23 protein-coding genes are annotated in these 24,447 nt (G+C 40.3%); 13 read left to right on the forward strand and 10 right to left on the reverse strand.

The features are described from left to right. Positions 1-345: 345 nt before the first annotated feature. From L884_RS21595 to L884_RS0102815, 4 genes are all read left to right on the forward strand, one after another. Positions 346-1,095, forward strand: a complete 750-nt coding sequence (locus L884_RS21595; protein ID WP_051435505.1) for a DUF4347 domain-containing protein — start codon at positions 346-348, stop codon at positions 1,093-1,095. 201 nt (positions 1,096-1,296) lie between these two features. After that, positions 1,297-1,785, forward strand: a complete 489-nt coding sequence (locus L884_RS22565) for a hypothetical protein (protein ID WP_051435506.1) — start codon at positions 1,297-1,299, stop codon at positions 1,783-1,785. A gap of 151 nt (positions 1,786-1,936) precedes the next feature. Continuing rightward, positions 1,937-2,320, forward strand: a complete 384-nt coding sequence (locus L884_RS21605; RefSeq protein ID WP_051435507.1) for a lysozyme inhibitor LprI family protein — start codon at positions 1,937-1,939, stop codon at positions 2,318-2,320. 310 nt (positions 2,321-2,630) lie between these two features. Beyond that, complete coding sequence (locus tag L884_RS0102815; protein ID WP_028766067.1) at positions 2,631-3,341, forward strand: hypothetical protein; 711 nt, start codon at positions 2,631-2,633, stop codon at positions 3,339-3,341. Between the two features lie 126 nt (positions 3,342-3,467). Here the strand turns inward: L884_RS0102815 and L884_RS0102820 are convergent, their stop codons facing one another. The 6 genes from L884_RS0102820 to L884_RS0102845 form a co-directional block, all read right to left on the reverse strand. Next, positions 3,468-4,292, reverse strand: a complete 825-nt coding sequence (locus tag L884_RS0102820; protein WP_245603053.1) for a leucine-rich repeat domain-containing protein — start codon at positions 4,290-4,292, stop codon at positions 3,468-3,470. Further along, a complete protein-coding gene (locus tag L884_RS0102825) occupies positions 4,289-4,558 on the reverse strand; it encodes a hypothetical protein (protein ID WP_028766069.1) in 270 nt (89 codons plus the stop codon). Before L884_RS0102825 ends, L884_RS0102820 begins: the two co-directional genes overlap by 4 nt. Positions 4,559-4,725: 167 nt before the next feature. Then, positions 4,726-5,448 (reverse strand): hypothetical protein, encoded by a 723-nt coding sequence (locus L884_RS0102830; protein WP_028766070.1) that lies wholly within the window; start codon positions 5,446-5,448, stop codon positions 4,726-4,728. 8 nt (positions 5,449-5,456) lie between these two features. Beyond that, entirely contained in the window at positions 5,457-6,473 is a 1,017-nt protein-coding gene (parM, locus tag L884_RS0102835; protein WP_028766071.1) for a plasmid segregation protein ParM domain-containing protein, read from the reverse strand. A gap of 155 nt (positions 6,474-6,628) precedes the next feature. Next, complete coding sequence (locus L884_RS0102840) at positions 6,629-8,104, reverse strand: M16 family metallopeptidase (RefSeq protein ID WP_028766072.1); 1,476 nt, start codon at positions 8,102-8,104, stop codon at positions 6,629-6,631. A gap of 56 nt (positions 8,105-8,160) precedes the next feature. Beyond that, entirely contained in the window at positions 8,161-9,594 is a 1,434-nt protein-coding gene (locus L884_RS0102845; protein WP_028766073.1) for a M16 family metallopeptidase, read from the reverse strand. A gap of 328 nt (positions 9,595-9,922) precedes the next feature. Here L884_RS0102845 and L884_RS0102850 point away from each other — a divergent pair, with 328 nt between their 5' ends. Continuing rightward, the gene (locus tag L884_RS0102850; protein ID WP_028766074.1) at positions 9,923-10,120 is read left to right on the forward strand and encodes a hypothetical protein; all 198 of its coding nucleotides are present in this window, start codon (positions 9,923-9,925) and stop codon (positions 10,118-10,120) included. Positions 10,121-10,162: 42 nt separating this feature from the next. Next, a complete protein-coding gene (locus L884_RS0102855) occupies positions 10,163-11,005 on the forward strand; it encodes a fimbrial protein (RefSeq protein ID WP_028766075.1) in 843 nt (280 codons plus the stop codon). A 113-nt stretch (positions 11,006-11,118) separates the two neighbouring features. On the opposite strand, the gene L884_RS0102860 is transcribed toward L884_RS0102855, so the two are convergent. Continuing rightward, positions 11,119-11,493 carry a hypothetical protein gene (locus L884_RS0102860; protein WP_156925641.1) on the reverse strand — a complete coding sequence of 125 codons (375 nt, stop codon included), beginning with the start codon at positions 11,491-11,493 and terminating at the stop codon, positions 11,119-11,121. 74 nt (positions 11,494-11,567) lie between these two features. Continuing rightward, the gene (locus tag L884_RS22570; RefSeq protein ID WP_028766077.1) at positions 11,568-12,050 is read right to left on the reverse strand and encodes a winged helix-turn-helix domain-containing protein; all 483 of its coding nucleotides are present in this window, start codon (positions 12,048-12,050) and stop codon (positions 11,568-11,570) included. A gap of 570 nt (positions 12,051-12,620) precedes the next feature. Here L884_RS22570 and L884_RS0102870 point away from each other — a divergent pair. From L884_RS0102870 to L884_RS21620, 3 genes are all read left to right on the forward strand, one after another. Next, on the forward strand, positions 12,621-13,427 hold the full coding sequence (locus L884_RS0102870; RefSeq protein WP_028766078.1) for an EAL domain-containing protein: 807 nt from the start codon (positions 12,621-12,623) through the stop codon (positions 13,425-13,427). An 18-nt stretch (positions 13,428-13,445) separates the two neighbouring features. Continuing rightward, positions 13,446-13,841: a nuclear transport factor 2 family protein gene (locus L884_RS22575; protein ID WP_084221382.1), complete on the forward strand. Its 396-nt coding sequence runs from the start codon at positions 13,446-13,448 to the stop codon at positions 13,839-13,841. Between the two features lie 109 nt (positions 13,842-13,950). Beyond that, positions 13,951-14,877 carry a hypothetical protein gene (locus L884_RS21620; protein WP_028766079.1) on the forward strand — a complete coding sequence of 309 codons (927 nt, stop codon included), beginning with the start codon at positions 13,951-13,953 and terminating at the stop codon, positions 14,875-14,877. Positions 14,878-15,186: 309 nt separating this feature from the next. Here the strand turns inward: L884_RS21620 and L884_RS22580 are convergent, their stop codons facing one another. Beyond that, complete coding sequence (locus tag L884_RS22580) at positions 15,187-15,801, reverse strand: winged helix-turn-helix domain-containing protein (protein WP_051435509.1); 615 nt, start codon at positions 15,799-15,801, stop codon at positions 15,187-15,189. Positions 15,802-16,732: 931 nt separating this feature from the next. On the opposite strand from L884_RS22580, the gene L884_RS0102895 reads away from it, so the two are divergent. The 4 genes from L884_RS0102895 (at position 16,733) to L884_RS0102910 (ending at position 22,262) form a co-directional block, all read left to right on the forward strand. Further along, positions 16,733-17,341 carry a fimbrial protein gene (locus tag L884_RS0102895; protein ID WP_028766081.1) on the forward strand — a complete coding sequence of 203 codons (609 nt, stop codon included), beginning with the start codon at positions 16,733-16,735 and terminating at the stop codon, positions 17,339-17,341. 60 nt (positions 17,342-17,401) lie between these two features. Then, entirely contained in the window at positions 17,402-19,894 is a 2,493-nt protein-coding gene (locus L884_RS0102900; protein WP_084221383.1) for a fimbria/pilus outer membrane usher protein, read from the forward strand. Further along, positions 19,879-20,586: a fimbrial biogenesis chaperone gene (locus L884_RS0102905; RefSeq protein ID WP_028766083.1), complete on the forward strand. Its 708-nt coding sequence runs from the start codon at positions 19,879-19,881 to the stop codon at positions 20,584-20,586. Before L884_RS0102900 ends, L884_RS0102905 begins: the two co-directional genes overlap by 16 nt. Positions 20,587-21,179: 593 nt before the next feature. Beyond that, positions 21,180-22,262, forward strand: coding sequence for a hypothetical protein (locus L884_RS0102910; protein ID WP_156925643.1), 1,083 nt, complete (start codon positions 21,180-21,182; stop codon positions 22,260-22,262). Positions 22,263-23,013: 751 nt separating this feature from the next. Here the strand turns inward: L884_RS0102910 and L884_RS0102920 are convergent. Then, positions 23,014-23,760: an EAL domain-containing protein gene (locus tag L884_RS0102920; RefSeq protein WP_028766085.1), complete on the reverse strand. Its 747-nt coding sequence runs from the start codon at positions 23,758-23,760 to the stop codon at positions 23,014-23,016. Between the last annotated feature and the right edge of the window lie 687 nt (positions 23,761-24,447).

Consider the following 24,447-nt stretch of genomic DNA (forward strand, 5'->3'; position numbering starts at 1 on the left):
CGTTTCCCTAAGGCTATTTAAGAAAGCTCAGTTGCAGCGTAAGCTTGCGTAAAAGCCCTTTTGTATTTGCAAAGGGGCTTTTTGTTAGCTGCATTGCAATCTGCTTTGCAAAATCGTCAGTTTAGCTCCTCAGCACGGTTATCAAGCAGGCGCCTCTTTAACAGTGTTGATTGCGCTAGCAAGTTATAAAAGTCTAACCGACTGAGATAACGTCCAAAAATACGGGTGATCATGTTTAACCTCTAAGGTCGGGCTCAGGCTCTGGCAACTTGGTTTGTTGTTTGCAAACAACACTAATATCCATCGCTACGGCTAAGGTTTCAGCGAATGCCATAGGAGTTGCTTATGAACCCACATCACTGCAAAAAGGCGCAATCTGCTTACAGCACCTTTAATGACAGCCTCACCGGGCTAAGTTTGATGAGTCTATTTTGGGAAACACTGTCTTTTAAGCGTCAGCCTAAACAGTTCAATTTGCAGCAACCCCATATCTCAGCTAAATCGACTTGCGCAGAATTGATCAAAGAGATCCCGCTATATTGGATTGTTTTGTTGTGCTTACTTTTGTGTGTTAATAGCGCCCAAGCCCTTGAAAGAAGTGCAGCTACCGCAAACTTGAGCATTGAACAAAGTGGGCTAGTCAGCACAGAGCAAGAGAGTAACTTGGTGATTATTGATAGCTCAGCGGAGGATGTTGTCGATCTGCTCGCGCAAATGACGGGAGATATTCATCTACTAATTTTAGATGATCATCAAGAGCCATTTGAGCAGATAAATCAGGCGCTGGCAGCAGAGCCGCTTTATTCAAATCTAACTATAATTGCTAAAGCGTCTAGCGCGGCCATTTACTTAGGCGGTCGCTGGATAGATCAGCACTATTTATTGGAGCATCAGCAAGCGCTTGCAGTATTTGCTAGCCAGTTTGCCAGTAACAGTCAGCTATCGTTATACACAACCAATTTAACCAAGAGCCACGCCGGTGCAGATTTTATCGGTTTGTTCGAGCGCTTAACTCAACTGCAGATCGATATTATTTATATGCAAGGCCAGCATTTTGAGCCCCTATGGGTACATAGCCGCCGTTACCAATTTTAATATTGTCGACGTTATTCTGCTTGGTTAATTATTTGACTTACAAGTTTTAAATGCCACTAATACAGAAATAGATTAATTGTCATCTTTGATACGTTTTGTATCATGTTTTCAGCAGATACTGCTTTGTAGATAGTTAAAAACTGCTTAATATCAGCGCTATATGTCCCAAGGTTTTACTGGGACTCACTTGGGGATCGTTAGATGACATCGATTTGCAGTGCAGCCAACCAAAATAACATGACTGCTGGGGCGAACATTAGCCCTAAAACCAAAGACTTATCCGCGCAGCAAACAACAAGCAGTTCAGCAACAACTCTTGTTGACAATCAGTCTGCCAGTAAGCCACTACCTAATACAGGTGATAGCACCTCAGTAACGCTATCAACAGCCGCACAAGATAAGCTGGCGGCCGAGCAAGCTGCAGCTAAAACGCCAGCCTCGACAGCAAAGACAGAGCAAACTGCTGAGCAGGTGTCTGAAGCAGATAAATTAGTTAAGGCTGATAAGGTCGATGCTAGTGCGGATAAAAGCGATGACGAAGAAGGCAATGATATCGAGTCATTTCTGTTCGGCACATTGGGCTTAGATAAGCCTGAAGACATAGATGAGAATGGCGAGGCATCGTATTCAGTCCGTCAGTATGTAAAAGCCGCAGCTACCGTGGGTAGTATGATTGCGATGTTGATTTAGACTTGGTCTAAAAACTGAGTTTTGTCAGGCTGCGCCTAACTTCTAAGTTAGACTTCGACTAATAAACTAAAGTCGTGGGGGAAAGCGATTGCGCCCTCTTCTTGGTTTATTTGTTAGCGCTGGGGATCTGCGGATCAATAGGAGTGATTAAGTGACTAAATTTCTGGCTTTGTTGTTAAGTTTTACATCGTTTCAGCTTTTTGCTCAGGGTGTTGATGAAGATTGCCAGTTTTCTGAATCTTTATGTGGGTTGCAAGCAAGTTTTGCTGCAGCGGATAAAGAACTAAACGATGTTTATAAGAGTATCAATAACCGGATAAAGTCAGGAGAGCTGCCAGAAAGAACACTTGTGGACGCTGCTGAATTGAAGCAAAGCTTACTTAGTAGTCAACGCAGTTGGCTTAAGTTTAAAGAATCAAATTGTGATGCATTTTATGTACTCCAAAGTGGCGGTAGCCAACGCAACGAGGCGCGCATGGAGTGTGAGATTGAAATGACCAAAGCGCGAACTAATTACTTAAAAAGCTGGTATTGATGAATAGCGCTTGGCTATAGCTTTACTCGCCTTAGCCATTGCTACAACCTTAGCCTCTCTCTTAGACTGACTGAAACACTTATTTCCTGTCGAAGTGGCCGAAGTCTTTCATTCAAAACGTTGCCCTTAAGACCATCACATTTATCAATCTCAATTTAATTTTTCAAAGCGTGATTTAGCTACACTTGAGTAAACCAATTTAGCTTAATAAAAGCGTATACTGACGCCAATAATCGAGTAATCGCTGCTGGTAAGTTATAGCAGGCTTATAGATTAACCTATTAATAATAAAAGGAATGTGTTGTTAAATATGGCGTTTGTAATTAAAGAGACTAAATTGAGTGTAGCTGAAACCGATATTTTCAATGATGAAGCAGGTTATCGTGCATTTCCAACGGCTGAGTCAGTGACTTTTGACCGTGAAAAACTAATCCCTATTGGACTGTTATCATTCAATATGTTTGATGCAAACATTGACGATGAAGTGCTCATAGCACTACCTAATTTACAGGGGATCCCCGATGGCGATTATGGCCCTATCACCTATTCATATGTCGATGAGCAACAAGGCTGGTGCTTAGACGATGAGTACGCCAGTGATGATACGTTAGAAGAGCAAGACGAGTACTTAGACAACTATCAGCAAGCGCAAGATGAATTTGCTACCAATAAGTGTTTAATGCGTCGTGGCAAAAAGTCGCCATTAATCACTTTAGGCGGCCAACCTAGATTCGGTCAGAATTGGGCTTCATGTTTATATAATGAACTGGCAAAGAACCCAGAACTGGATCATTACTATGAAGTGACCTGCAGCCTTAATCATCCTGAATTTGAACATATGAGCACCCGCGATATCGTTTATGTGGATGAGAAAGACAATAAAGAATATACCTTCATAGGCAGCTTTAAAGATGAAGCTTACTTGGTTAGAGAAAGTGAGTACTTGGGCTTTGCCGGTGAGTTTATGGTGTTTTACCAGCCACAGTTAAAGAAAGTCATGCTCGTTGCTGAATACGATTAATTTGACGTTATTGCGGTTGATATAACAGGGGAGTTATTTTCTCTTGTAAACGTTGTGAGCAGCAAGCTCACAACGTTGTTTGGCGCAATCAAATACTTTAAGTTTTAATTGTGCACATTGGGAGGTTTACAAGTCACCAAGCGCTTCGAGCCACTCTTCCTCAGTCAGCTCTCTTGGGGGCTTTTTCTTACCAAAGTGTCTTATTGGTCGACCAATTAGTGGGTTGCCAACAAAAGCGTCAAAGCCGATATAGGTGATGTTTTTACTAATTAACACCTGAGTGATAGCGTTGTTAGCAAAGGCTTCATTGCCAATCTCGGTCAATGAGCTTGGCAGGATTAACTTGTTAATGGCGTTGTTAGCGAAGGCATAGTCCTCAATAATCGACACCGACTTACCGAGAGTGAGCTGCTCAATAGCGTTATCACGAAATGCACCTTCGACAATTTCAACCACAGAATCTGGGATATCAACGCTGGTAAGTGCGTTTTCAGCAAAGGCTGAGTAATCAATGCGAGTAACCGCGTTTGGGATGGCAATTTTTGTTAAGGCGTTACGTTGAAAGGCACCTTCGCCGATATAGGTGATAGTGTCCGGAAGAACCACGCTGATAAGCTGATTTGCTGGGACGGCATCTTCGTCAATGTCTTCTACGTCTGAAAAGGCGTAATCAGAGATCTCTGTAACAGCAATGCCCGCAAAATTGTCGGGGATGATAATGTGCTGATACTTGCCCTTATAGGCATCAATGCTGCCTTGCTCTTTATCGAAAGATACATCTTTTAATGTGAGTATATGCGGTTGGCTCACGATCAATTCTCCCTTTGTTGGTGCCTTAGGCTCAGTTATATCAGTGATCTCAGTTATTTGAGCTGAGCTTTCTGTAACAGAAAGCCCAAGCAACATGGCGACTGCAGCGCCAATTAATAGCCGAGATAAGCTAACGATCAATCTTCCATCCAATCTAAATTTGGCAATGCGTCTAAATGCTGGTTGTAGCGCTGTTCATTGAACGAAGCACCGTTTAGCATCACATCGCTCACTTCAATGGCTAAGGCGCAAGCCATCCATTGAATAGCTTCCTCACGGGGAGTCCCTGTCATGACCAAGCGCATCAAGGTCTCTTTAACCTTTTTCGGCTCGCCGTCTGCGATCTGATTTTCGACTGTTTCAATCAGGGTTTCTTCAGTCATGTAGCTGTCTTGCTCGTTTTCCATTATTACCACTCAGTTATGTGCTTAGCGCTATTATGCCGCATGCTGATTGTTAGCAGTAGCTTTGAGGTCAAACTTTACCGGCAAGGCGGGCTGATTTTTAATGGCAGGCAGTAATATGCGCTGCCATTAGCTGAAGCTGTTACACAGCAATGCAGTTAAAAGCTAGGCTACCAAAGGCCTTTGGCTTTCACTCTGCTTGCGCGTTCAAGTTGGGTGGCTAAGCTTGGCGCTAAAGTCGTATCTTGGCTATTGCCTTGTTGATGACCCAATCCCTGATTAACTTGGTTTGATAGGCTGGTTATCTGCGCCATTAACTGCTGTTGCCCTTGTTGCAACTGATTAAGCTGAGCGGTTAGCTCTAAATCGGTTTGACTTGTTTGCGCTTCAGACTGGTGATTTAGCATACTGCTTAGCTGCTCTTGTCCTTGCTGCACAAGTTGCTGTAGCTGTTGTAGTTGCAGCTCAATAGCGTTTAAGTTACTGGTGCTTTGCTTTATATCGCTAGGCGCTGTTGCTGGTACATCTGTTGTCTGCTTTATCTCGGCAAGCATGTCAGTAAGCTTGCTCCACTGCTGCTCAGATAAGCCTGTTTCTGCTGGTGGCGCTAAAGCTAGGCCGGCAGAGCTGAATAGGTTGGTTAGTGTTCGCTCACTAACGCTGTCGGGCAGCAGCATTTGGGTTAACATAGTAGGCAGCTGCGGCGCTAGCTCATACAAAAAAAGCCCAGACAAGTACAAGTCGCGGTGAAATTGAATTCGCCGTTGCAGCACAATATCAGAGGCATCATTGCGAGACTTTTCTTTTTGCTGCCAACGTCTAAGGCACTCAATGGCATAACCGTGAGAATCATAGAATTCAGGTTCGAGTCCCACATTAAATCTAATACGCATAAATAACCTTAAACAGCTTCGGCTTGTGTATCGGCAGCGTGGTAGCAGCAAATCTCTCTTGATAGTGCTTCTTGAGGCGCTTTTATCATCACGATTTTGTCGCCCAATGATGGGTAAGCATTACGAATGGCGGTTTCAATGAGCATGGCGCCACCGCCAACTAAATAGATGCGGTTTGGATTACGCATAAAGGTTTTAGCTTCATAAGCAACCGCCGCGCCCAGCTCGGTAATTTTGTCTTCGATTCGCTCAAGAACCCAATCGACTTTGCTGATATCGTTAATGACTTCTTCGACAAATTCACGATTATGACGGCGCTTAATCAGCTCGTTAGCCACTAAGTAACTTGCGTCGCTATCGGCGGCAGATAAGGCTTTTCTGGCAGCGTTAGTCACCATAGATACCCCAATTTCAGCATTGCCATAAACCGCCGACACATCGTCGAACTCACCAATAATCACGCCCATATCTAAGGTGGTTCCGCCACAGTCGATAACTAAAGACTTGGTAAACTCATTCACACCAGAGTCCATCAAGGTGGTCAGTACTGCAGGTAAGCTCTCTGGTAGTACTTCTACATCAACAATCGTAAACAGCTCGCCTTTATTAAGGCTGATTTCGCGCATTAAGTTAGCTTTTTTACGGGCGATGTTTTCTTCGTTCTTTTGGCAATCGTCAGCGCGGTAATATTCAGTGATAGGCAGGGTGACTAAGATACTTACCGGCCCAGGCTTGACGCCAGTTTGCAATAAAGCATGATGCACAGATAGCAGGTTTAAATCGTCATATTGAAAGGCGACATGAGTCGTGGATAAGGCCTTATCGGAGGTGGCATCATAAGTATATTTTGTGGAGGCAACTTGGTAGTTAAATACCTTACGATCATTTAATAAAGCGGCGCTTTTCCAGTCTTTGCGAAAAGAGTTGGGTGAAGTCACACTGCGCACTTCGCCGTTGTCAATCCAGCTGATTTTTACGTTAGTAGAACCATCATCAATGGCAAATTTTGTCATGCTAGCTTGCATTTCAGATCCTTAAAAAGAAACCCAGTTTTGCAAACTAATGCGACCGCAGCGGCCAACAACTTAAATTGATTTAAGCTTATTTTTGTCTCTGCCGTGCAATCGCTTAAATAGTGACAGTTAAGCGCAAAATGCAATCAAACTCGCAAGGTTTTTGCTTAGTTCCCATCAGCTGCACTCACCAGTTTCCAGTTCGGTAGTTTTTGCGCTAAATCGACGGCAATTTTGGCTTTATCACCACGAATAACAATATACGGCGTGTTTAAAAATACATTTTGGGCAATGGTTTGTAATTGCGCTGGGGTAAGTGCATCGAGTCGTTGATTTTGCGCTTGCAGTTGCTTGATATTCTTGCCACGAATAAGTTGTTTAATTGTGTCGGCTTCAATGGCGTAGTGGCTGGCTTGGCGCAATATTTTTTGGCTGTTGAGGTAGGTTTTTAATGCACTCAGTTCAGCATCTGATGCGCTTGACTCCGTGGCGAGCTCTAGGTGATCAAGCACGCCAGTAATAAAGGCGCCTGTATGCTCAAGCTTAGTGCTGCCATAAAACTTAAGTGTGCGCGATAGTGGGTTATCAAAGCAGCGACCATAAATACCATAGGTTAAACCACGGACTTCACGTAAATCGTAATATAAACGGCCTGAAAAGCTGCGCCCAAGCCAGCTTGCGAGTATTTGGCAATCTTGGCTCGCGTCATTTTGCAAGCTGGCATCTAACGGGTAGCCTATACGAACTTGGGTCTGCACACTGCCTGGGGCATCAATTATGACAATGGTTTTCTCAGTATTACTGGCGCTGACCATGCTCTTTGCGGTTGTTGATGTTGCCATAGTCGCAGGCTGAGCGCCTTGCTCTGTAAAGGTGCTAGCAGCTTGACGCCAGCTGGCGATAAATTGCTTATCTTGGCTTAAACTCTGGTTGGTCAGTAGCGCCCACTGTGATTGGTTAATAATTTGCTGTTTAATCTGATTGAGTTTGGCTAAATCTAGCGTATCTGCCAGAGATTCATCATTGAGGGCTTGGTTATAGATATGCTGCTCGCCAAGAATAATCTTCGCCCACAACTCATCAATTTCAGCACCGCTATAGGCATTAATATGCTTGCCTAGCTTAAGCTGACGACGAACATTGGCTATATCAAGTTGGCTAAAGCTATCTGGCCGCCAAAATTGCATCAATAACTCACTTGCCTGCACAGCACTATCTGGGCAGTCGATACTTAGGCTAACACTGTGCATGCTCGCACTAACACGTAAATTTTCGCTGCAGGCAAGCGTTGATTGCTGGGCTAGCAATAGGGCTTTGTCTCTAAAAGCTTGTACTAATACATCTATATTCGCCATAGGCTGTTGGCTATAAGCCACTAGAACCATGTGATTGAGTGCTGATGTTCTGTCTTCAACTGGATACAGCGTTAAGTTTGCGCTTAACTGGGTTGCCGATGCGTGTGCTAACAATAATTGTTCGGCAGTAGGTTGAACCAATTGTGGAATGCTTGGCGCACCTTGTAGTGGCTTGAATTCAGGTAAGCTCGGCTCTGCAATTGGCGTAAATACTATTTGGGTTTGCTGACAGCCAACAAGGCTAACAAGCATGCTAAGTAAAAGCCCACCAACTAAGCGATATCTCATGGGGCTGTTGCAGCTTAGTAGCCTAGCATTGGCCGTGAGTTTTAAGATGGCTGGCATTACATTACGCTCTCTTCAAGGCTATCTGATAGATCTTTAGGCAAGAACTCTAAAATCGATTTTGTGGCGCGAATATACCAAGGTGGCAATAGGTCAAGGCGCACAGTTTTACCGACAAAATATTGTTGGCTAACCCGCTGTAAGTCGGCAGCTGTTACCGCGTTAATCCGCTGCCAAGGGCCTGTTAATGGTTGCATCTTATCGCGAGCTTCGCTGGCCGACAGGTATCGTGATAACGCCGAGGGCGAATCTAGTCGTGCTAAAGCTTGGTTAAGCCAGATCTGTTTAAGTTGGCAAACTTGCTGCTCGGTTATTTCACCATTGGCGACATGAGCAATTAAGGCCTCAGTATTTGCTGTTAATTTATCAAGTGACGTACGCGCTCGTGGTACTAACAGTAAATTAGTCACGCCATGGTGAGTCATTGTCAGTGGAATGGAGTAACTCAACAGTTGCTCAGGATCGTTAAGGCTTGTGGCCCTTAGCAAGCTGCTTTTGTTTTGAAACAGATAGGCCTCAAGTAAAGTTAGTGCAGCAGCATCGGCAGAGCCTGTGCCAGCGGTGTGCCAAGCCAGTAAAACAGCAGGCCACGGCCCGCGTTCATCAATAATCTCACCGTGTACTGGTTTTGCTTCAATTTCGAGATCATTAAGTTGGCTAAGCTTGCTGTTTGGCGCTTGCCAGTCGCCAAACTGGTTATCAATCCATGTTTGAGTTTGTGGTGGAATATCCCCCACCAAGCTCAGCTGCATTGCATCAGGGCGGTAATAACGTTGATGAAAGGCATTTAAACTCTCTGGGGTTGCTGCTTTTACATCGGTCACGCTGCCGATAACTGCGTGACCGTATGGAGTACCTTCAACTTGCGCCAGTAAAAATTCCATTGCTTTACGCACGTAGGGCTGATTATCAATGGTGGTGGCCATCTCTTCGAGTACTGCGCCTTGCTGATTGCTTACCGTAGTTTGATTCAGCATCGGGTAGCGAAAGCGATCAGCTTCAAGCCATAAACTTAGTTCGAGCGCTTGTGAGGGAATGGTCAGGTAGTAGTTGGTGAAATCAAAAAAAGTACTGGCATTAAACTGGCCACTTAAGGCGCTCATGGTTTGGCTGTAGCTGTCGCCCGGAGCATGCTGACTACCTTTAAAAAGCATATGCTCAAACAGGTGGGCGTAGCCGGTTTGACCTTTGGTTTCATTACGTGAGCCCACATCAAACTGGCTGGCGATTGATACGGCTTGGGTATTTTCCAGTGCTAAGGTACGCACTTGCAGGCCGTTATCGAGTTGCCGATATTCAATTTGCTGTTCAATATCGTAAAGCGGCTGCGCCAGCGAAGCGAGGGTACAGCTCATTGGCTTATCTGCATCCTTTGCGCTGACAGGCAAAGAGGCGGCGTATAACACAAGCATGCAGCAGATCATTAGTCGCATCAATTTAGTCTCAATTCCTTTTTTAACAGCTTGTTCGTATTAACCAACAACCTCAGTTATATCAGCTTAATCGGCGCTATTCCACAGCCACTCGTTGGCTATCTATTTTTGTTATTCACCTGATGATGCAGAGTCCACAGCTAATGACTGGTAACAATAATTAGCGAGTGCGCAATGTAACGCTTTTGATGTTTAGCCTTTTAATATCATGCGTTTATTGCCAGGTTTAATGTTCTTAATAGCTTTTAATAAGCTTTAATACCTAGGAGCAAAGTTTAAATGGGATAATCACTTAGCCAAGTTATTTCTACTATCAAGGAAGGGCAGTATGGGATTATTAAAACAGCGAATATTTAAGTCTAAATTAGGTGTGTTGCTAGCTTTTACAGCCCTAGTTTATTTAGGGTTTAACATCACAGCTTACGCAAGCATTCCTTCTAATCCAAATTGGCAATCTATATATCGTTGTGCAACCGATGGCCCTAGAGGCCAATGGACTCTAGTTGCTGAGCTACAAAACAGCTAAGTATCAGTTAATACACCAATAGGAGGAGTAGTTTCTACAATTATGCCACTTGGAGGACAATGGAACTTTTATTGCAACCGTGATTATGATTACCCCAGTGCTTCAATAACATCTGGGCAATGGTTAATAGGTTTTCCCACAACATTTGCCCCAGCTTGGTCGGGTGATCCTAGTGTGTGCTTACTTCCAGAGCTTAACGGTTCGGGCATGGGGGTGAGATTTTTTAATGAGTCTGGTGGCACTGTACCTTGTGGCAATGGAGCGCACCTGCCACCTAATCGTCTAATTACTATCGCAAATGGTAGTATTACCAACAAAACTTATTCTGGTGTGTTTGCTGAGATAGTTCGAGTGGGCACTATACCCGCAGGAACCTATACTCTGCCTGTTTTTAATATATATGTTAGAGGTAAGGAGAAGCTGCAATATAACGGAAGTAATACCCTTTGGGATTTGGAATTTGTCCATGCCACCTTTGAGGCGGCAAGTTGCTTTATGGCTGGGCATAATCAGACCATTGATTTTGGAGAGCGGGCTAGAGGCGCAGAGGTGTACACTAAGCCTTTTGATATTTGGTTGGTGGGCTGTGATGGTCAAGAGCTTATTGATTTTAAGGCTAGCGCTAAGCTGAGTTTTGCCTCGTCTAGAATCAATATGTTTGGTACAGAGTTAGCTAATTGCGATGACACTGATTGCGCTGATGGTGCTTACATCACTTTTACCGATCTTGAAGGTGATAATGTGAACTTACATGGCGGTTATAATTTTAATGCACAGATTAATGGCATACCCAACCGAATTAGCTTTAACGCTCATTTGCACACAGAAAACACTACAGCAGGAAAAATAGACACCAGTTTAACCCTTGTAGTTGAATACCTTTAATATAAAATTTGCTAGTTAATAGAGATTTGTTTTTTAGTGGGCAACGGCCTTACTTATAAAAAATATTAATAATGTTTATAAGTAGGGCTAATAAATATTTAAATATGGTTAGTTTAATTTAAGCTGAATTCATTTCTATTGCTGTAGTAGTCTTGATTAAATAGGCCAACTTTACTGGCAACATCTGTCAGTTTTCCTTTAATAACTAAATCACTAGGAGATAGTGCAATAGTCACATCTTTTCCATTTACAGTAATATCCAAAGCGGTAAGCCAATTGAACTTCTCGGCATGTAAGCTTTCAGGAATTGTTTTATAGTCAATGTTATATAAAACATAGTGCTTATCAGATATTTTAATAGAGTTACCTTTAATGGTATCAAGTGTGCCCACGCGGTTTGTTGATATCGCGAAAAAACGGTTCTTATCGAAGACCCATTTTACTTTATAGTTATCAAATTCAACTATGGCAGTGGTTTCAGTCGACATTGTTCTATACACAATAGGAGCGAGCAACAACACGATAAGCGCTAGCTGAAACCAGAATATTTTCTTCAATAGAGTCATAGTTTAAAATACAGTTTTATGAGATTAATGATCACTATTAACAAGCCTATGTTGACAAGTAATAGAGGCAGCCTTTCACGGTATATAGTGAGAATAGACTGTTTATTAACTTCGTTTTTTGTTTGTTTATTCAGTGGCTTTTCTGCTTGAATATTGGCTGTTGCATCATTTAATGTAAATACTATCTGTTCAGAAAGTTTGTAACCAAATCCTCGAATAGCGTCGATTGGGTTCGGTCCGCCTACTTCTTTAGTCAGCTTGCGTATGTTGTTTATGGCTACATTTAGCGATGTGCCAGTGACAACCCTTCCTTGCCAAGCGACAGCTAACAAGGCTTCTCGACTACAGCCAGCATTCTCTTCAATCAATGATTCAAGTATTTTAGCTTCAGAAAGTGACAGTAGATTTACGCTACTTTCTTTTGTTAATTCATTGGTTAATTTTCTTGTTTGCTTGTTGAAAATCACTTTGGTTAACATAATTGTAGCTACATATGTTGGTTTGGCGCGACATTCTAGTGCTTTGAGCTTTATCAGGCAAGTTTCTGTATTAAATTTCAACATCTAGCGAGCGGATGTAGTTCTATTTTTACGTTAAACGTTATGATTTTTTTGATCTATTTTAATTTTAATTGATGTTTATGATGCAACAGAGATAGTAAGTTAATTAATGCGTTTATATGACTTTATTGTCTTATAGCGACTCATTGTCGTTTTTATAAAATTCTTTGTATTTTTATTTGGAAGGGAAATGGAACCCAGGATATATCAGGATATATAACAGATAACACTTATTACCTTGTTAATGTTTTATTAAAAATGAGTAGTTTAAATTAATTTGAGTGTAAAATTTAGGCGATGAAATGTTTAGGTAAGAGATTAATATATTTTGTTTTTTCTATTTCATACTGAGACAGGTTCCTACTCGTATTATTTTGTTTGGTTGTTGTTAAATTTAATAATAAGTATTCATTTAAGGTTTTGTTGCCTCCCCCCTATAGTACTTAACTAAGAGGGATGTTAGTTACAATATTTGAAGGGAGGCTCATAGTGTTGAATAAAAATACGCAACAAATTATCCAAGTAAATGGAGGATTAGCTTGTGGCTATCTGTACGAACGCTTCTCTAAGTTGCCACCGAGCGATCATATACAGCACAAATTGAATGATACTGGGTTTAAGCTTGAGCCTATTGTGAATCGAAAGCGTAAGGTAATAGGTTTTGAGGTATTAATAGATCGCAGCCAGCATAAGCAGAAACCTGAAGAAACAAGTGAATATTTGGTTTCTAGTAGTTGGTCATTTTCTGCAGGGTTAGTTAAGCGACAATTAGACTTTATTCGAGAAAGGTATAAGCAAATCGATACCCAGTCTGTTTTTGTTAACCTTGAGCGTAACAATCTGTGTGATATGACTCTGTTGAATGAGATATGTGATACTAACAGGTTTTTATCTAACCATAATATTCAACTCGTTATGGAAATTACCGAAAGAAATCATTGTTATTCATGCCCTGAAGTGATGAAAGGCTTGCTATTTTTGAAGCACAATAATGTGCTTATGGCCGCAGATGATTATATTTGGTGGCAAGATGATTTTCGACGTAACGAAGTGGCCGCAGGAATATACGGCATTATTAAGATTGAAAATCCTGTTCAATGGATAAAACATGATATTAATTATTGCGTAGACTCTCGCTTAGAAGTGTTTAGAGCGACTGTAGAGAGTATGCTTGAAAATCGAAATTTAAAATTAATTATTGAGAGAATTGAAAACGAAGAAGAGTTTGTATTATTGAGTAGTCTTCCCATCTCAGGTTTCCAAGGGTACTTATTTGGTCAATCTAACTTAGAGTAGGTCGCTAAGGTGGAAACTATGATGAAAGATAGCGATATAAATCAACAGCGAAAGACAATCATTGAAGATTACATTCATGCCTATAACAGTTTAGATCCGGAGAGAATGCTCGAGCATCTACATGATGAAATTGTGTACACTAATAGTTTTTTAGATAGCATAGATACCCATGCACTTGGTAAGGCTGCTTTTAAAAGCCAAGCAGAATCTATTATTTGTGACTTTGTTGCGAGGCGAATGACGATTGTAGCTTGGACATTTTCATCATCTAAAGTGATTGTTGATATAGAGTATGACGTTATATTGAACTCTGTTGATACTCCAGCTTTAGATGAGCAGTTCATTGATATGAAAGGCTTTATTGAATTTTGGTTTAGAGGTGGGAAGATTGCCTATATCAATAGTTTTGTTTAGCAAACTACTTTTGAAGTAATGAAAAGAGGAAATGATACACAGCCAGTTGGTTAACATTTACAAAATTCAGTAATACCAAATCAGTAATATTAAGAAAGGACTCTTTATTATGATGAAAAGAATTTGGTTTTGTATTCCACTCATATTACTTGCAAGTTGTGCCTCGCTGTTTAAGCAATCTCCCGCAGAAAAATTGTCTGGTTACACATATATACCCGTAGACCCATTGTCTGTTACAACAAACCCTGAAAACTCCTGTACTAGTCCGAACCCGTTCTCGGTAGCTGAAAGTGTCGATACTGCCAATGTTTCATCAAAGGCCTTGTTGGCATCATTGCCTGATAACGCCGTAAGAACAACGGTTGAAACTTTCTACTTAGATGGGTCGGTAACTTATGGCCCTGCAAAAATTAGCGCAAAGGCAGACTCTTACCGTATGACGGTTGATTATATTAATGCCGATACGACTAATGTTGATATTTGGATTAAGCGAGAAGCACAGGTTTACGCCACTGGGCAAAGAAAGGCCATCAATCTTTTTTTGCCAGTACATGACAAATATAGTGAATATCTGATCGGTTCAGACGTATATACAGTGACCAGTGAAAACCCCCACTCTATTGACTACCAATATTTTAGTTTACCGGTATATGTAGGGATCGGATTAAGAGCGACTGCAGATATCAATGGGGTAGACAGTGGGGCGAACATTTCAGGATTAGGCGCAATAGGTGTAAGTGCCGAGTCTAAAGATCTAAAAGGATCATTAACAGTGCAAACATTAGGTGTAAATGGTCAGGCTATTGCTGCAGCTTTACCTATACAGAGTGAGTTGAATCGAACAACCGCCCAAAATGCTATTACCTCGGTAGCCTCAATTAAAGCCTTGCTGTATGAAGAAGGCACGATCGTACAACCAAGGGTTGTAGGGATCTATCTTCCTTTTCCTGGAGGAAAAGCACTAATCAATAGCGTTATTTCAGAAATATCTCGTGCAAAGGTGGTTTGGAAGCGTCCTTGTGTTGTTATTGAGTAAATTGGATGTGCTGTAGAAAGTTAGATGAAGTCGTCTGTGAATGTGACTTTTTGAGGCTTTAAAAGTGATAGCTTTGAAAGCTGTATACTGACCTTATCTTCAATAACAGTAATATGATCCTGCAATACACTTAGGCCAGTTTGGCTTTTAGTGAAAGAAAGCTGAGATTTAGCAAAGGTGATGCTTGCCGATGAAGTGAAGCGGCACTTTAAGCCGCATTTCATAAGGTTAAGGGCGGAGCTTATTTACGTTATCAGCGATGAAATTTATGCCTTATAGGGGTTGTCTTATATAGTCTGGATTGTTAGTTCAGCTTTTATAGAAAAAAACGACCAACATAAATATGATCACCACAAGGGTTGCAATATAAAGCTGTATTTTTAGTCCATCGTCATCATTTTTAAGCCTATCAGCATAAGTTCTAGATTTATGACAACCATGAATAATGGTACAATTGGTGATCTTATCACATTGAGTTTTAGTGATGGGGCAAACGCCCTCACTTATCTCTAATGTCTTATTATCAATCTCATTGTATTCTACTTCAATTTTGTCATCTGTCGTTTGCTCATTTTCTATATACTGTATTTTATCTGAGAGCTCTATTGAATAACCAATAGAAGGTATGGTGTGAATATTTAAGTAAGGGTCGACTTTTTTTAGCTTCTCTCTTAGAGAACGAATAACAACATTAAGTGAGCTACCTGTTACGTAGCGACCAGGCCACCCTGCTTCAATTAATGAGTTTCGGCGGATAGGGAAACCATGGTTATTAAGTAATATTTTTACGATAAGGTACTCAGAACGAGAAAGTTTGATTTCTCCCTCTTTTTTTATAGTCGCATTATCGACATTAATATCCTCAATAATTAACATCATGGAAGAATCAATAATTTTAAGTTGTAGATTGGAGCTGTAAGACATATTAATAGTGCGTCCTTAATAAAGGTCTCTTTGTCGCTATAACACGTGATAGTTAGGTAGAGGGCTCTGTAGACGTACATAACGACTTTTGTTGCATATAGTGTTATAGTCTTGCGGTTTTTTGACAACGTAAAGTTTATTAATTGTGATTAATAAGTTGCCAATATTGGGTTATATTTATTAATAATATAATTAATAGCAAAGTCTTTGTTTTGTAAGTTGTTGCTTGATTTGTGTTTTTTTTTGTATTTGGGCGAATGCGAGTGTAGGCGTGTCCGTTTGTTAGTTATCTGTTTAAAAAGGGGGACGATACTAATAATTTAGCATATACCTCCACTACTTCCTGTTTATTGCCAGCTTTATCCTTGTGGTTTTACATTTTTTTAGATGCTTTTACATCAAATTGTATACCTCTTGAACGCTTCAGGGGGTGTTCTTCAGCTTTATCCGCCTGTTTTTATATGAATTACTTATTGCTAAACCGGTTTGTTTGCCTCTGTTTTATTATTTGGGTGTTTTATTTGTTAAGTATTTTAATCGTGGTAAGTGTTTCTTTAATCTGAAATGATTTTTTGTTAATTCATAACTGTTAATTTGATGTGGGATTTGAGTTGGCTACACAATAAGGCGTACAAAATTTGGTTTGTTAACTTTGGTTTTCTATTTGGTTCTTACTAACTTGCTTTTAAAGGCTTGAGAATACATCTCTCTTTAGTCGTACTGATATTTAGGTGAGGTAAGTTTAGTAGAAATGATTCAGTAGAATGCATTTTTATAAGCAGGAATATTAATTCAGCTTGTGAAAATGAAAATAAGTAGCAGTAAATCAAAATTTTGTACGTGCTAACCCAACACACATTGATGCCGTATATGTTTACTTTTTTTTGGTAAACAAAAAAGAGGAACAACGGCAAATAAAAAGGATTTCATAATGAAACTAAAACAACTAATTGTAAGTTTATCTCTGGCCTCTACATGTTTATTGAGCGCTAACGCTTCGGCTAATTCTGGAACGATTCACTTTGCGGGCTCTATTACAAATACTACTTGTGACATCCAAATTGCTACAAATGGTGTAGTGTCATCTGATGGGATTGTTTATGTCGGTGATTATCTTAAGACAGATGTCGATTCTTATCTAGCAGGTTCTGCGGGGCCTTTTGGTGCTGCAGATACAACGGATCAGGGGCCACTAGATGTTTCGTTGATTCCAGATCCAGCTACTTGTTCTCCAGCCCTCGCAGCAACAGATCATTTTCTTTCAGGTGCTGATGTTACTTTAAGCGCTATGTACACAGATGCTGTTAACTCAAATGTTATCACTGACGGTAATACAGTTAATACGAATGTTGGTGTTCAGATTTTACTTGCTAATGGTGACGCCGTTTTGAATCAAGGCACTATCTCTCTTTTAGAAGGAGCTAACTTTGATGACGACACTGGCGAAGTAAAATTTATTGTTCAGCCATATGCTGTTGCAGCAACTGTAAACCCAGGTCCTATCAAAGGAACTGCGAATTTTATTGTGGCGTACAAGTAGGTCAAATTAAATCAGTATCTGTGTTTAATACAGATACTGATTATTTGAAAGGTAGTCAGGATGATTAAACTCTCTTCTACAATAATATGCGTGTTGGCGTTGCTTGGATATGGCTTTGCCATAGAGGAAGCCTATTCTGCAGAGCTGCGTGATGATTTAGAGTTAGATCGTGAAATTGAGTACGAACAAGAGGTGGAGTACGAACAGGAAGCTGAGTTTAATACTACGTTTATATTTGGTAGCGATAACGGGGTTGACCTTAAAGAGGTGCTAAAGCCGCTGACTGGGATATATGCGGTGCAGCTAAATAATGAGTCGTTGGGGAGTTATTATCTTGTAGAAGAAAGTGGCAAATTGATGTTACCCACAGAGTTGACTGCTAAGTTTGCTTTAAGGGTTAAAAGTAAGCTGCTTGATGAACTGAGCAAAGGTGTTACTCCTGGTTACAGCGGTAGTTTGTACAATGTGCAAATGAGTAAACGAGGCGGTTTGTTATCACTTTGGGCAAATGAGCGTTATTTAGTTGAAAGTGCCGAAACCAACTTGCCGTTTAATACGGGTTTACCTGCTTTAAGAATGATGTATAACGCTAAAGTGGTGGGGTATAACCGTGACGGTGATGTTGAACATACTGCGCCATTCAATGGCAAGTTAATGTGGACGTTTGGGGATGATTACTTAATTAATGCCAGCATGTATTCCAGTGATCTATTTGACGAAAGTGTTAAGTTTGATCAGTTTTCTCTATCAAAGGTCTTACCCGGATTAGAATCTGAGCTTACCGCTGGTCAGCTCAACTTAAATGGGCAATATATTGAAGGTTTTGCCTTTAAAGGTGCCTCATTAAAGAGTGTTGATGGCTTAAAATCTCGACAACAACGCTATTATACTCCGCACATTAATGGGGTGGCGAATACCAATGCCACAGTTTATGTGTATCAAGGTGAAAGACTGTTGCAGACAAAGTCTGTTGCTGCCGGTCCATTTACTATTGATAACCTATCAGGTTTATCGAACCAAAGATTACGTATCGTGGTGCAAGAGCAAGACGGTACAGAGCAAATCAGTTATTTTGAAAATACCTTTGTACCAGGCCTATTAACCCCTGACGCTTATGATTATCAGATTAATTTGGGTATGTATGAGCCTCGTTCGGGCGTTAAAGACATTGACGCCTATTTTTTGCAAGCCGACTACGCTCAAGGTTTTACATGGGGTACACCATCAGTCGGAGCGCTGATTGCTGAAGATTATGCCAGTACCACAATAGGCTCGGCATTTTCCCTAGGTCAATTTGGTGCATTGGGAGCCAATATTTCGAGCTCTCTGTTTCAGAGCGACGAAAGCGGCTCAGAGTTAGGCCATAGTGTTAGTGTGACCTATTCAAAATACGTTAACCAAATGGCTAACTTGCAGTTGGCGGGTTATCGCTACTCTACTGAAAACTATTTCAGTTTCTCAGAGGCGATGGAACACAAAGCCTATAATAATTATCGCGGCCAAAAAATTAAAAACCGCTATTTGGCCTCTTTTACTACTCGACTCCCTTATTTAGATAACAGTTTGTCGCTTAGCTTTAATAGCGATGAGTATTGGCATTCAAGTGAAAGAACGACCAATTATACTTTAGGTTATGGGGGGGATTTGTGGGGGATGAATTATTCGATCAGTGCATCGCGAACATTTAACCCTTCGGGTAGGGCCAATACCAATATTTTCCTTTCGATTAATATGCTGTTAAGTGATGTTTTTGATAAAGGTAGTGGCACTGCGTCTGCGCGGTACGATTCAAATGGTTCTCAAGAGAACGTCGGTGTTGGCTTTTCTCGCTCATTTGATCGCTTAAGTTATAGCGCTTCGGCAACTCATCAATTAGGCAGCGAGCAGCAGAATATTTCGGCAAGTGCTTTTTATACAGGCCGTTATGCGCAAAGCTATCTTTCAGGCTTTTATTCACCTGATATGAATTCATGGAGTGGTGGGCTTTCTGGCACCATAGTTAATGACGGTGAGAGTTTCGTGCTGGGTGCTAATATGGCGAGAACGCAAGCACTAGTAAAGGTTACTGGCGCATTAGGTGATGATGTTGAAATTAATGGCGTCACAGTTGATGGCAATGGCAAAGCGATTGTTCCCTTGAACGGTAACTTTCAACCTCAGTCGTTGACGTTTATGCCTGCGGCGGGAGCACAAGCGCAAGGGAAGGGGCGGATTGAGTTAAGTCAGCAAACGGCCCGACTTCGTCCGTTAAGTGCTCGTTTATCTGGTGTTGAGCTCGAAGCTAATCGGATTTTATATTTAAAGGCAACCTTGTACGGGCAAAACCAAGAAACACTTGGTTTTGGTTCACACTTTGAATATGAAGGAGCTGAGTATTATGTGGGGGCTTATGGCGATATTTTCTTACCGATAAAGCTCATTGATATAGATAGTCATTCTGTTGTGAGTTTTTCTAATAATAGTTGCCACTACAAATTTACTTTTAAACCAGAAGTTGAAGATTTTTTAGCTGGATTTGTTGATGCCGGAGAGTTGTTATGTGTTGTAAATTGAAATCATTATTGATTTTTTTTAGTGTTTTTTTATTGTTATTTGCGGAGCAAGCCCATGCTGGATTTACTTTGGGGGGGACGCGTTTAATCGTTACGCCCCAAGATACTCAAATGATAAAAGTTACCAACCACGGTGACACTGCTTATGCTATGCAGGCGTGGGCTGAAACTCAAAGTGGAGATAATCCTGGGCATGCTTTGGTTATTTCTCCCTCATTCGCTAAGTTAGCTGGCGATAGTAGTCTTAATCTTAAGGTGATGAGTTTATCTGGTGGCGGTGACATGGAGCAATTGTATTACTTGAATGTGCAAGAGATCCCGCCGAAGGCTAAAAAGGGGGCTAATGCTATTGAAGCTAATCAAGTTGCTTTTGCTATTCGTACAAAAATTAAGGTGTTTGTGCGGCCAGACTCTATTGCAGAGGAACGCCGCCATGCTGAAAAAGCGGTAACTGTTTCACTATCGGAGGATGGCAAGCAGCTGCATATTAATAATCCAACGCCTTTTTACTTTACTATTGATACCGCATCATTGGGTGGCAATATGTTACCAGTGTCAAAAACTGGTTTGGTCCCACCAATGGCAAAAGAAGCTATTGATATTGGCGCTAACGCACTGGTAAATGAAGAGGTTGAAATTAACTTTATTGATGATTACGGCGCTAATCGATTGTATCGCTATTCTATCCAGTAACAGGTCTATTAGAAGGGTTACAGGCAATAAAAAAACGTGGGTTTTACTCACGTTTTTTTTATCCACCGCAAAACTTATATAAGGACTCTTTATTAATGTGTTTTCTGCTGTAAACCTCGTTTTGGGGAGGCGCGAAGTAATATTAATCTGCGACTCAACACTAACACTAACACTAGCATTGCATGCTCTCTACGCCGACTATGATATTTTCAGTATCTGGTTAAATATAACCAGAAAAATTGATAGAAAACAGTTTATTAGTCATACATATTATTAGTCGTGAACAAACATAGCTAACAAACTCCACATCGCTTCGTAATAACTCACTCAACAAATCAAGATTTAATCATTTTAGCTTTTTAGAGAACGCTATTATTTTGGTGCGTCTAATCTTAAATTATGCTCAATTTCTTAGTTTTTTGTTTTTAAAGATATCTTTAGCCCCGTATTAAAACTGTTAATAACATTTCATTTTTATTATGTGTTTTGTCAGATGTAAGCTTGATTTCAAGTTGAGACTTAACAGTTGTTTAGCTTTATTTAAAAGGGGCCACTAAAAAGAGGCCTAGGGACAGCATATGGGAAATATGGGAATGATGAAATGGATTTGGTTCTTTTTGAAGGTGGGAGTTTTATTGATCGTTTATGTCGTGAATGCTAACGCAAGAGTAACGGGAGGACCGTATCGTTGCAGTGATGCAGGCCAAGACGCACACGTACAAGTGACAAAAAGCGACTTTTTACTATCTGATTTACCGCCCGTAGGTGGGGTTTTAACAACAATTACGACATCAACTTTATCCGCTACTTGTGTAGATACTGGTGGTAATTATAAGTATTACATGACCACGGCGCATTATGCGACTGTTGCTCCGGGAGGGGATCCTACAGTCTGTGTTATTCCTGAGTTCCCGGGAGTGGGTATGCGTGTATATAACCCTAATGGTAAACCTCTTCCTTGTGGGCAGAGCGTACCAGGCAGTTATACTAAACCGAGCACTAACACTGATCTACTCATTAAAGATCTTTATCGGTATTTTACCTCTTGGTCAGTCAGTTATGGTGACCAACCACTTGCTGATTTGGTGGTAATTGGAGAAATTAATCCAGGTACTTATTGGATTGAACGAGCGCAGAACCTGGCGGCGTTTGGTAAATATAGTGATGGTTCATCCCGTTGGACGGCTCATGAACAGGCTGGTTACAAGCGCATTATTGATAGTGGTTGGGTATTTAAGGTGTCTGAAGGCTCCTGTAGTTTAAGACCGCTAAATGAAACCTTTGATTTAGGCCTATTAGAAAAGGAAGATAATGCGGCAATACAGCCATTTAGCATTTACCTTGATGGCTGCCCTAACAAAGAAGATGTTGAAGAGTTTAAAACTAAAGCGACGTTAAGCTTTATTCCTAATAATGCTGAAGTAACTCTGGATGGACGTATTGGTAATTGTGACAGAGAGGAGTGTGCTGAAAATGTGTTTATTAGGCTTAAAGATTGGCAAGGTAACTCTATTATTGCTGGAGAAGGTGCAGGCAGCGATTATGCGTTAAGCAATCAAGACTTTGTTAATCCAATGATCCCGTTTGAGTTTCAGTTTGATGCATTTATAGATACAGAGGCCGCGACAGGAGGTATCATTGATGTCAGTATTACCATATTGCTCAAGATAAAATAGCATTGGGTGTTGAGCCCACTATAGGATAGATGCAGCTCTTGGCAAGAGGCTGAATAAAAAATATAGGGTAACCATGTTTTTACTCTTGAAAACACCAAGAATTATATTAGTTCGCAAAGTTTCTTTAGCGTTCAATTCTTTAGTGCTCAACTCTTAAACAGGTAAAATGAGTTTCGCCCAGTAGTCAGGACTGTTTAATGTCTTTACGATCGCATAAGCTTCACCAACTTGAGCATCATAATCTCGTATGCTTAGAGAGCCGCCCAACAAATTATTTGAAGCTAACCGTACCACTAAAAAGCATTAAAGGATCAGCTGGCACCTTTGAACCGTAATTAATCAAAGAAATATCAAACCTATTTGACGGAAGATTTATAAGTCGTCTACCCATAGTTTGGTTTGATGTCATTCGCTACAAAATCAAATAAAATGGATCTTATATTGGTAAAGCAATTTAAACTATTTTGGCGTCAAACATCTAAGGTAAGAAAGACTGTTAGGTTTGTAGGTATCAGAGCAAGAGGGCGCACATGACTGGTTAAGCGTACTGGCTTAGCTCAAAAATCGAGGTGTGAAAGGGTGCCTTATCGATTTTATTGATGGCTTCAAGGGCTTCACCAGAAGCAATTGAGGCTATCTAGACCAAATACCGCGGTCAGCATTGTATCGTTCATCAAATGACTAACCCAATTAAGTAGGTTGCTTTTAAAAATCAAAAAGCCTTAATGAGTGTTTAGACGACTATATCGAGCTATAAGCTTTGCTGGCGTGACACAGAATTATGAAGGAGCTCAAATTGAAAATACTCAAAAGGTAGTGATAACGCGAAATGAAAATCTTCATCGTTTTCTATTTTTTCTGCTATTAACTTAATGCCTAAGCTACTCACAAAATACAACCAGTCTATAAAGCCTTTGTGGTCTTTCATTTTATTGACATGTTTCATATCTAACTTAACAAAATCATGTTTTGTATCATCTATAGTCACACAAGAGTCATATTGAAAGCTGCCCAATGCAATTAACACATTACTGTCTTTTACGCGATATTCCGCCTCAGTCGTATAATCACATAATTCAGCGCTTTCTTCTAATGTCGATCCATTAAGTTCAAGAACCAGTTCACTTTTTTTAGCTTTTAACACTTTGTTTAACTCAAGTAGACCAGCTATGATAAAGTTATCTAATAAGTACTTTCTTTCAAATTTTATAAAATAAAATTGTTTATCAAAGTCTTGAATTTGATTTATTTTACTGGCTAATTCAATCAACATTGAATTATATACAAAAGAAGAGAATGGCGAACCATGATCATTTAACTCATGTTTACGTATCAGATCAAAGGGGTGGTTCAAAATTTCGACTGCAAAAAGTCTCTTATCACGCTTGATAATATTTCGCCCAATATGAATATAATGACACTGTTCCCCCACTTTTATTTTATTATGAGGACAATATTCAGATTGATATCGACATTGTGTTTTAAAATAACATTCCATATATAGTTACTCGCTCCTTTTCTCTTCAACAGCATATGTTGTTAAAAATCGAGACTACAACAACCAACCTTATACTGATGACATGATAAATTAGTCTAAATAGCTAATAATTTTCTGTATGCATGCTTGACTCAATTTTTAATATACAAGGAGATGAAAGTTTAAACTGTCTATTTTTATGTTTTACCGTTTGAGTAAACCAGTATATTTGTAAGCGTAATAGACTATTGTTAGGGATGCTATTAGAACGGTAAAAACCACGATAACATCGCCTATTGTACATATAGCTTGAGTTATAGACTTTAATGCCTCTATCATCTAAGTATATTTTGCGATAGTCAACACCATTAGCCGTCTCATTCGCAAACGTATATTCTCCGATCCGAAAAATACCATTTACGACTTCTATTTGATGGCGACTTTCAATATTGTAAAATGGCAACGTTTGATAACGGCTTAGAACTAAACTCAAAATTGTAGTAAAGGTTAATGATAATAAAATCCAAGAAACAGTTTTCTTATAACGATACTTAAACCCAAATGCAGTCAATAGCAAAACGACTACAAATAATAAAAACAGCTCGTATTCGAGCCATTCACTGCTTTCAAAAAGAGTAAGGATAACAACCCCTTTTCCATTAAAGTGATAAAACCGAGTTTACGGCGTAGATAAACTAACTTCAGTAC

Source organism: Shewanella fidelis ATCC BAA-318 (genome assembly GCF_000518605.1).
Taxonomy (GTDB): domain Bacteria; phylum Pseudomonadota; class Gammaproteobacteria; order Enterobacterales; family Shewanellaceae; genus Shewanella; species Shewanella fidelis.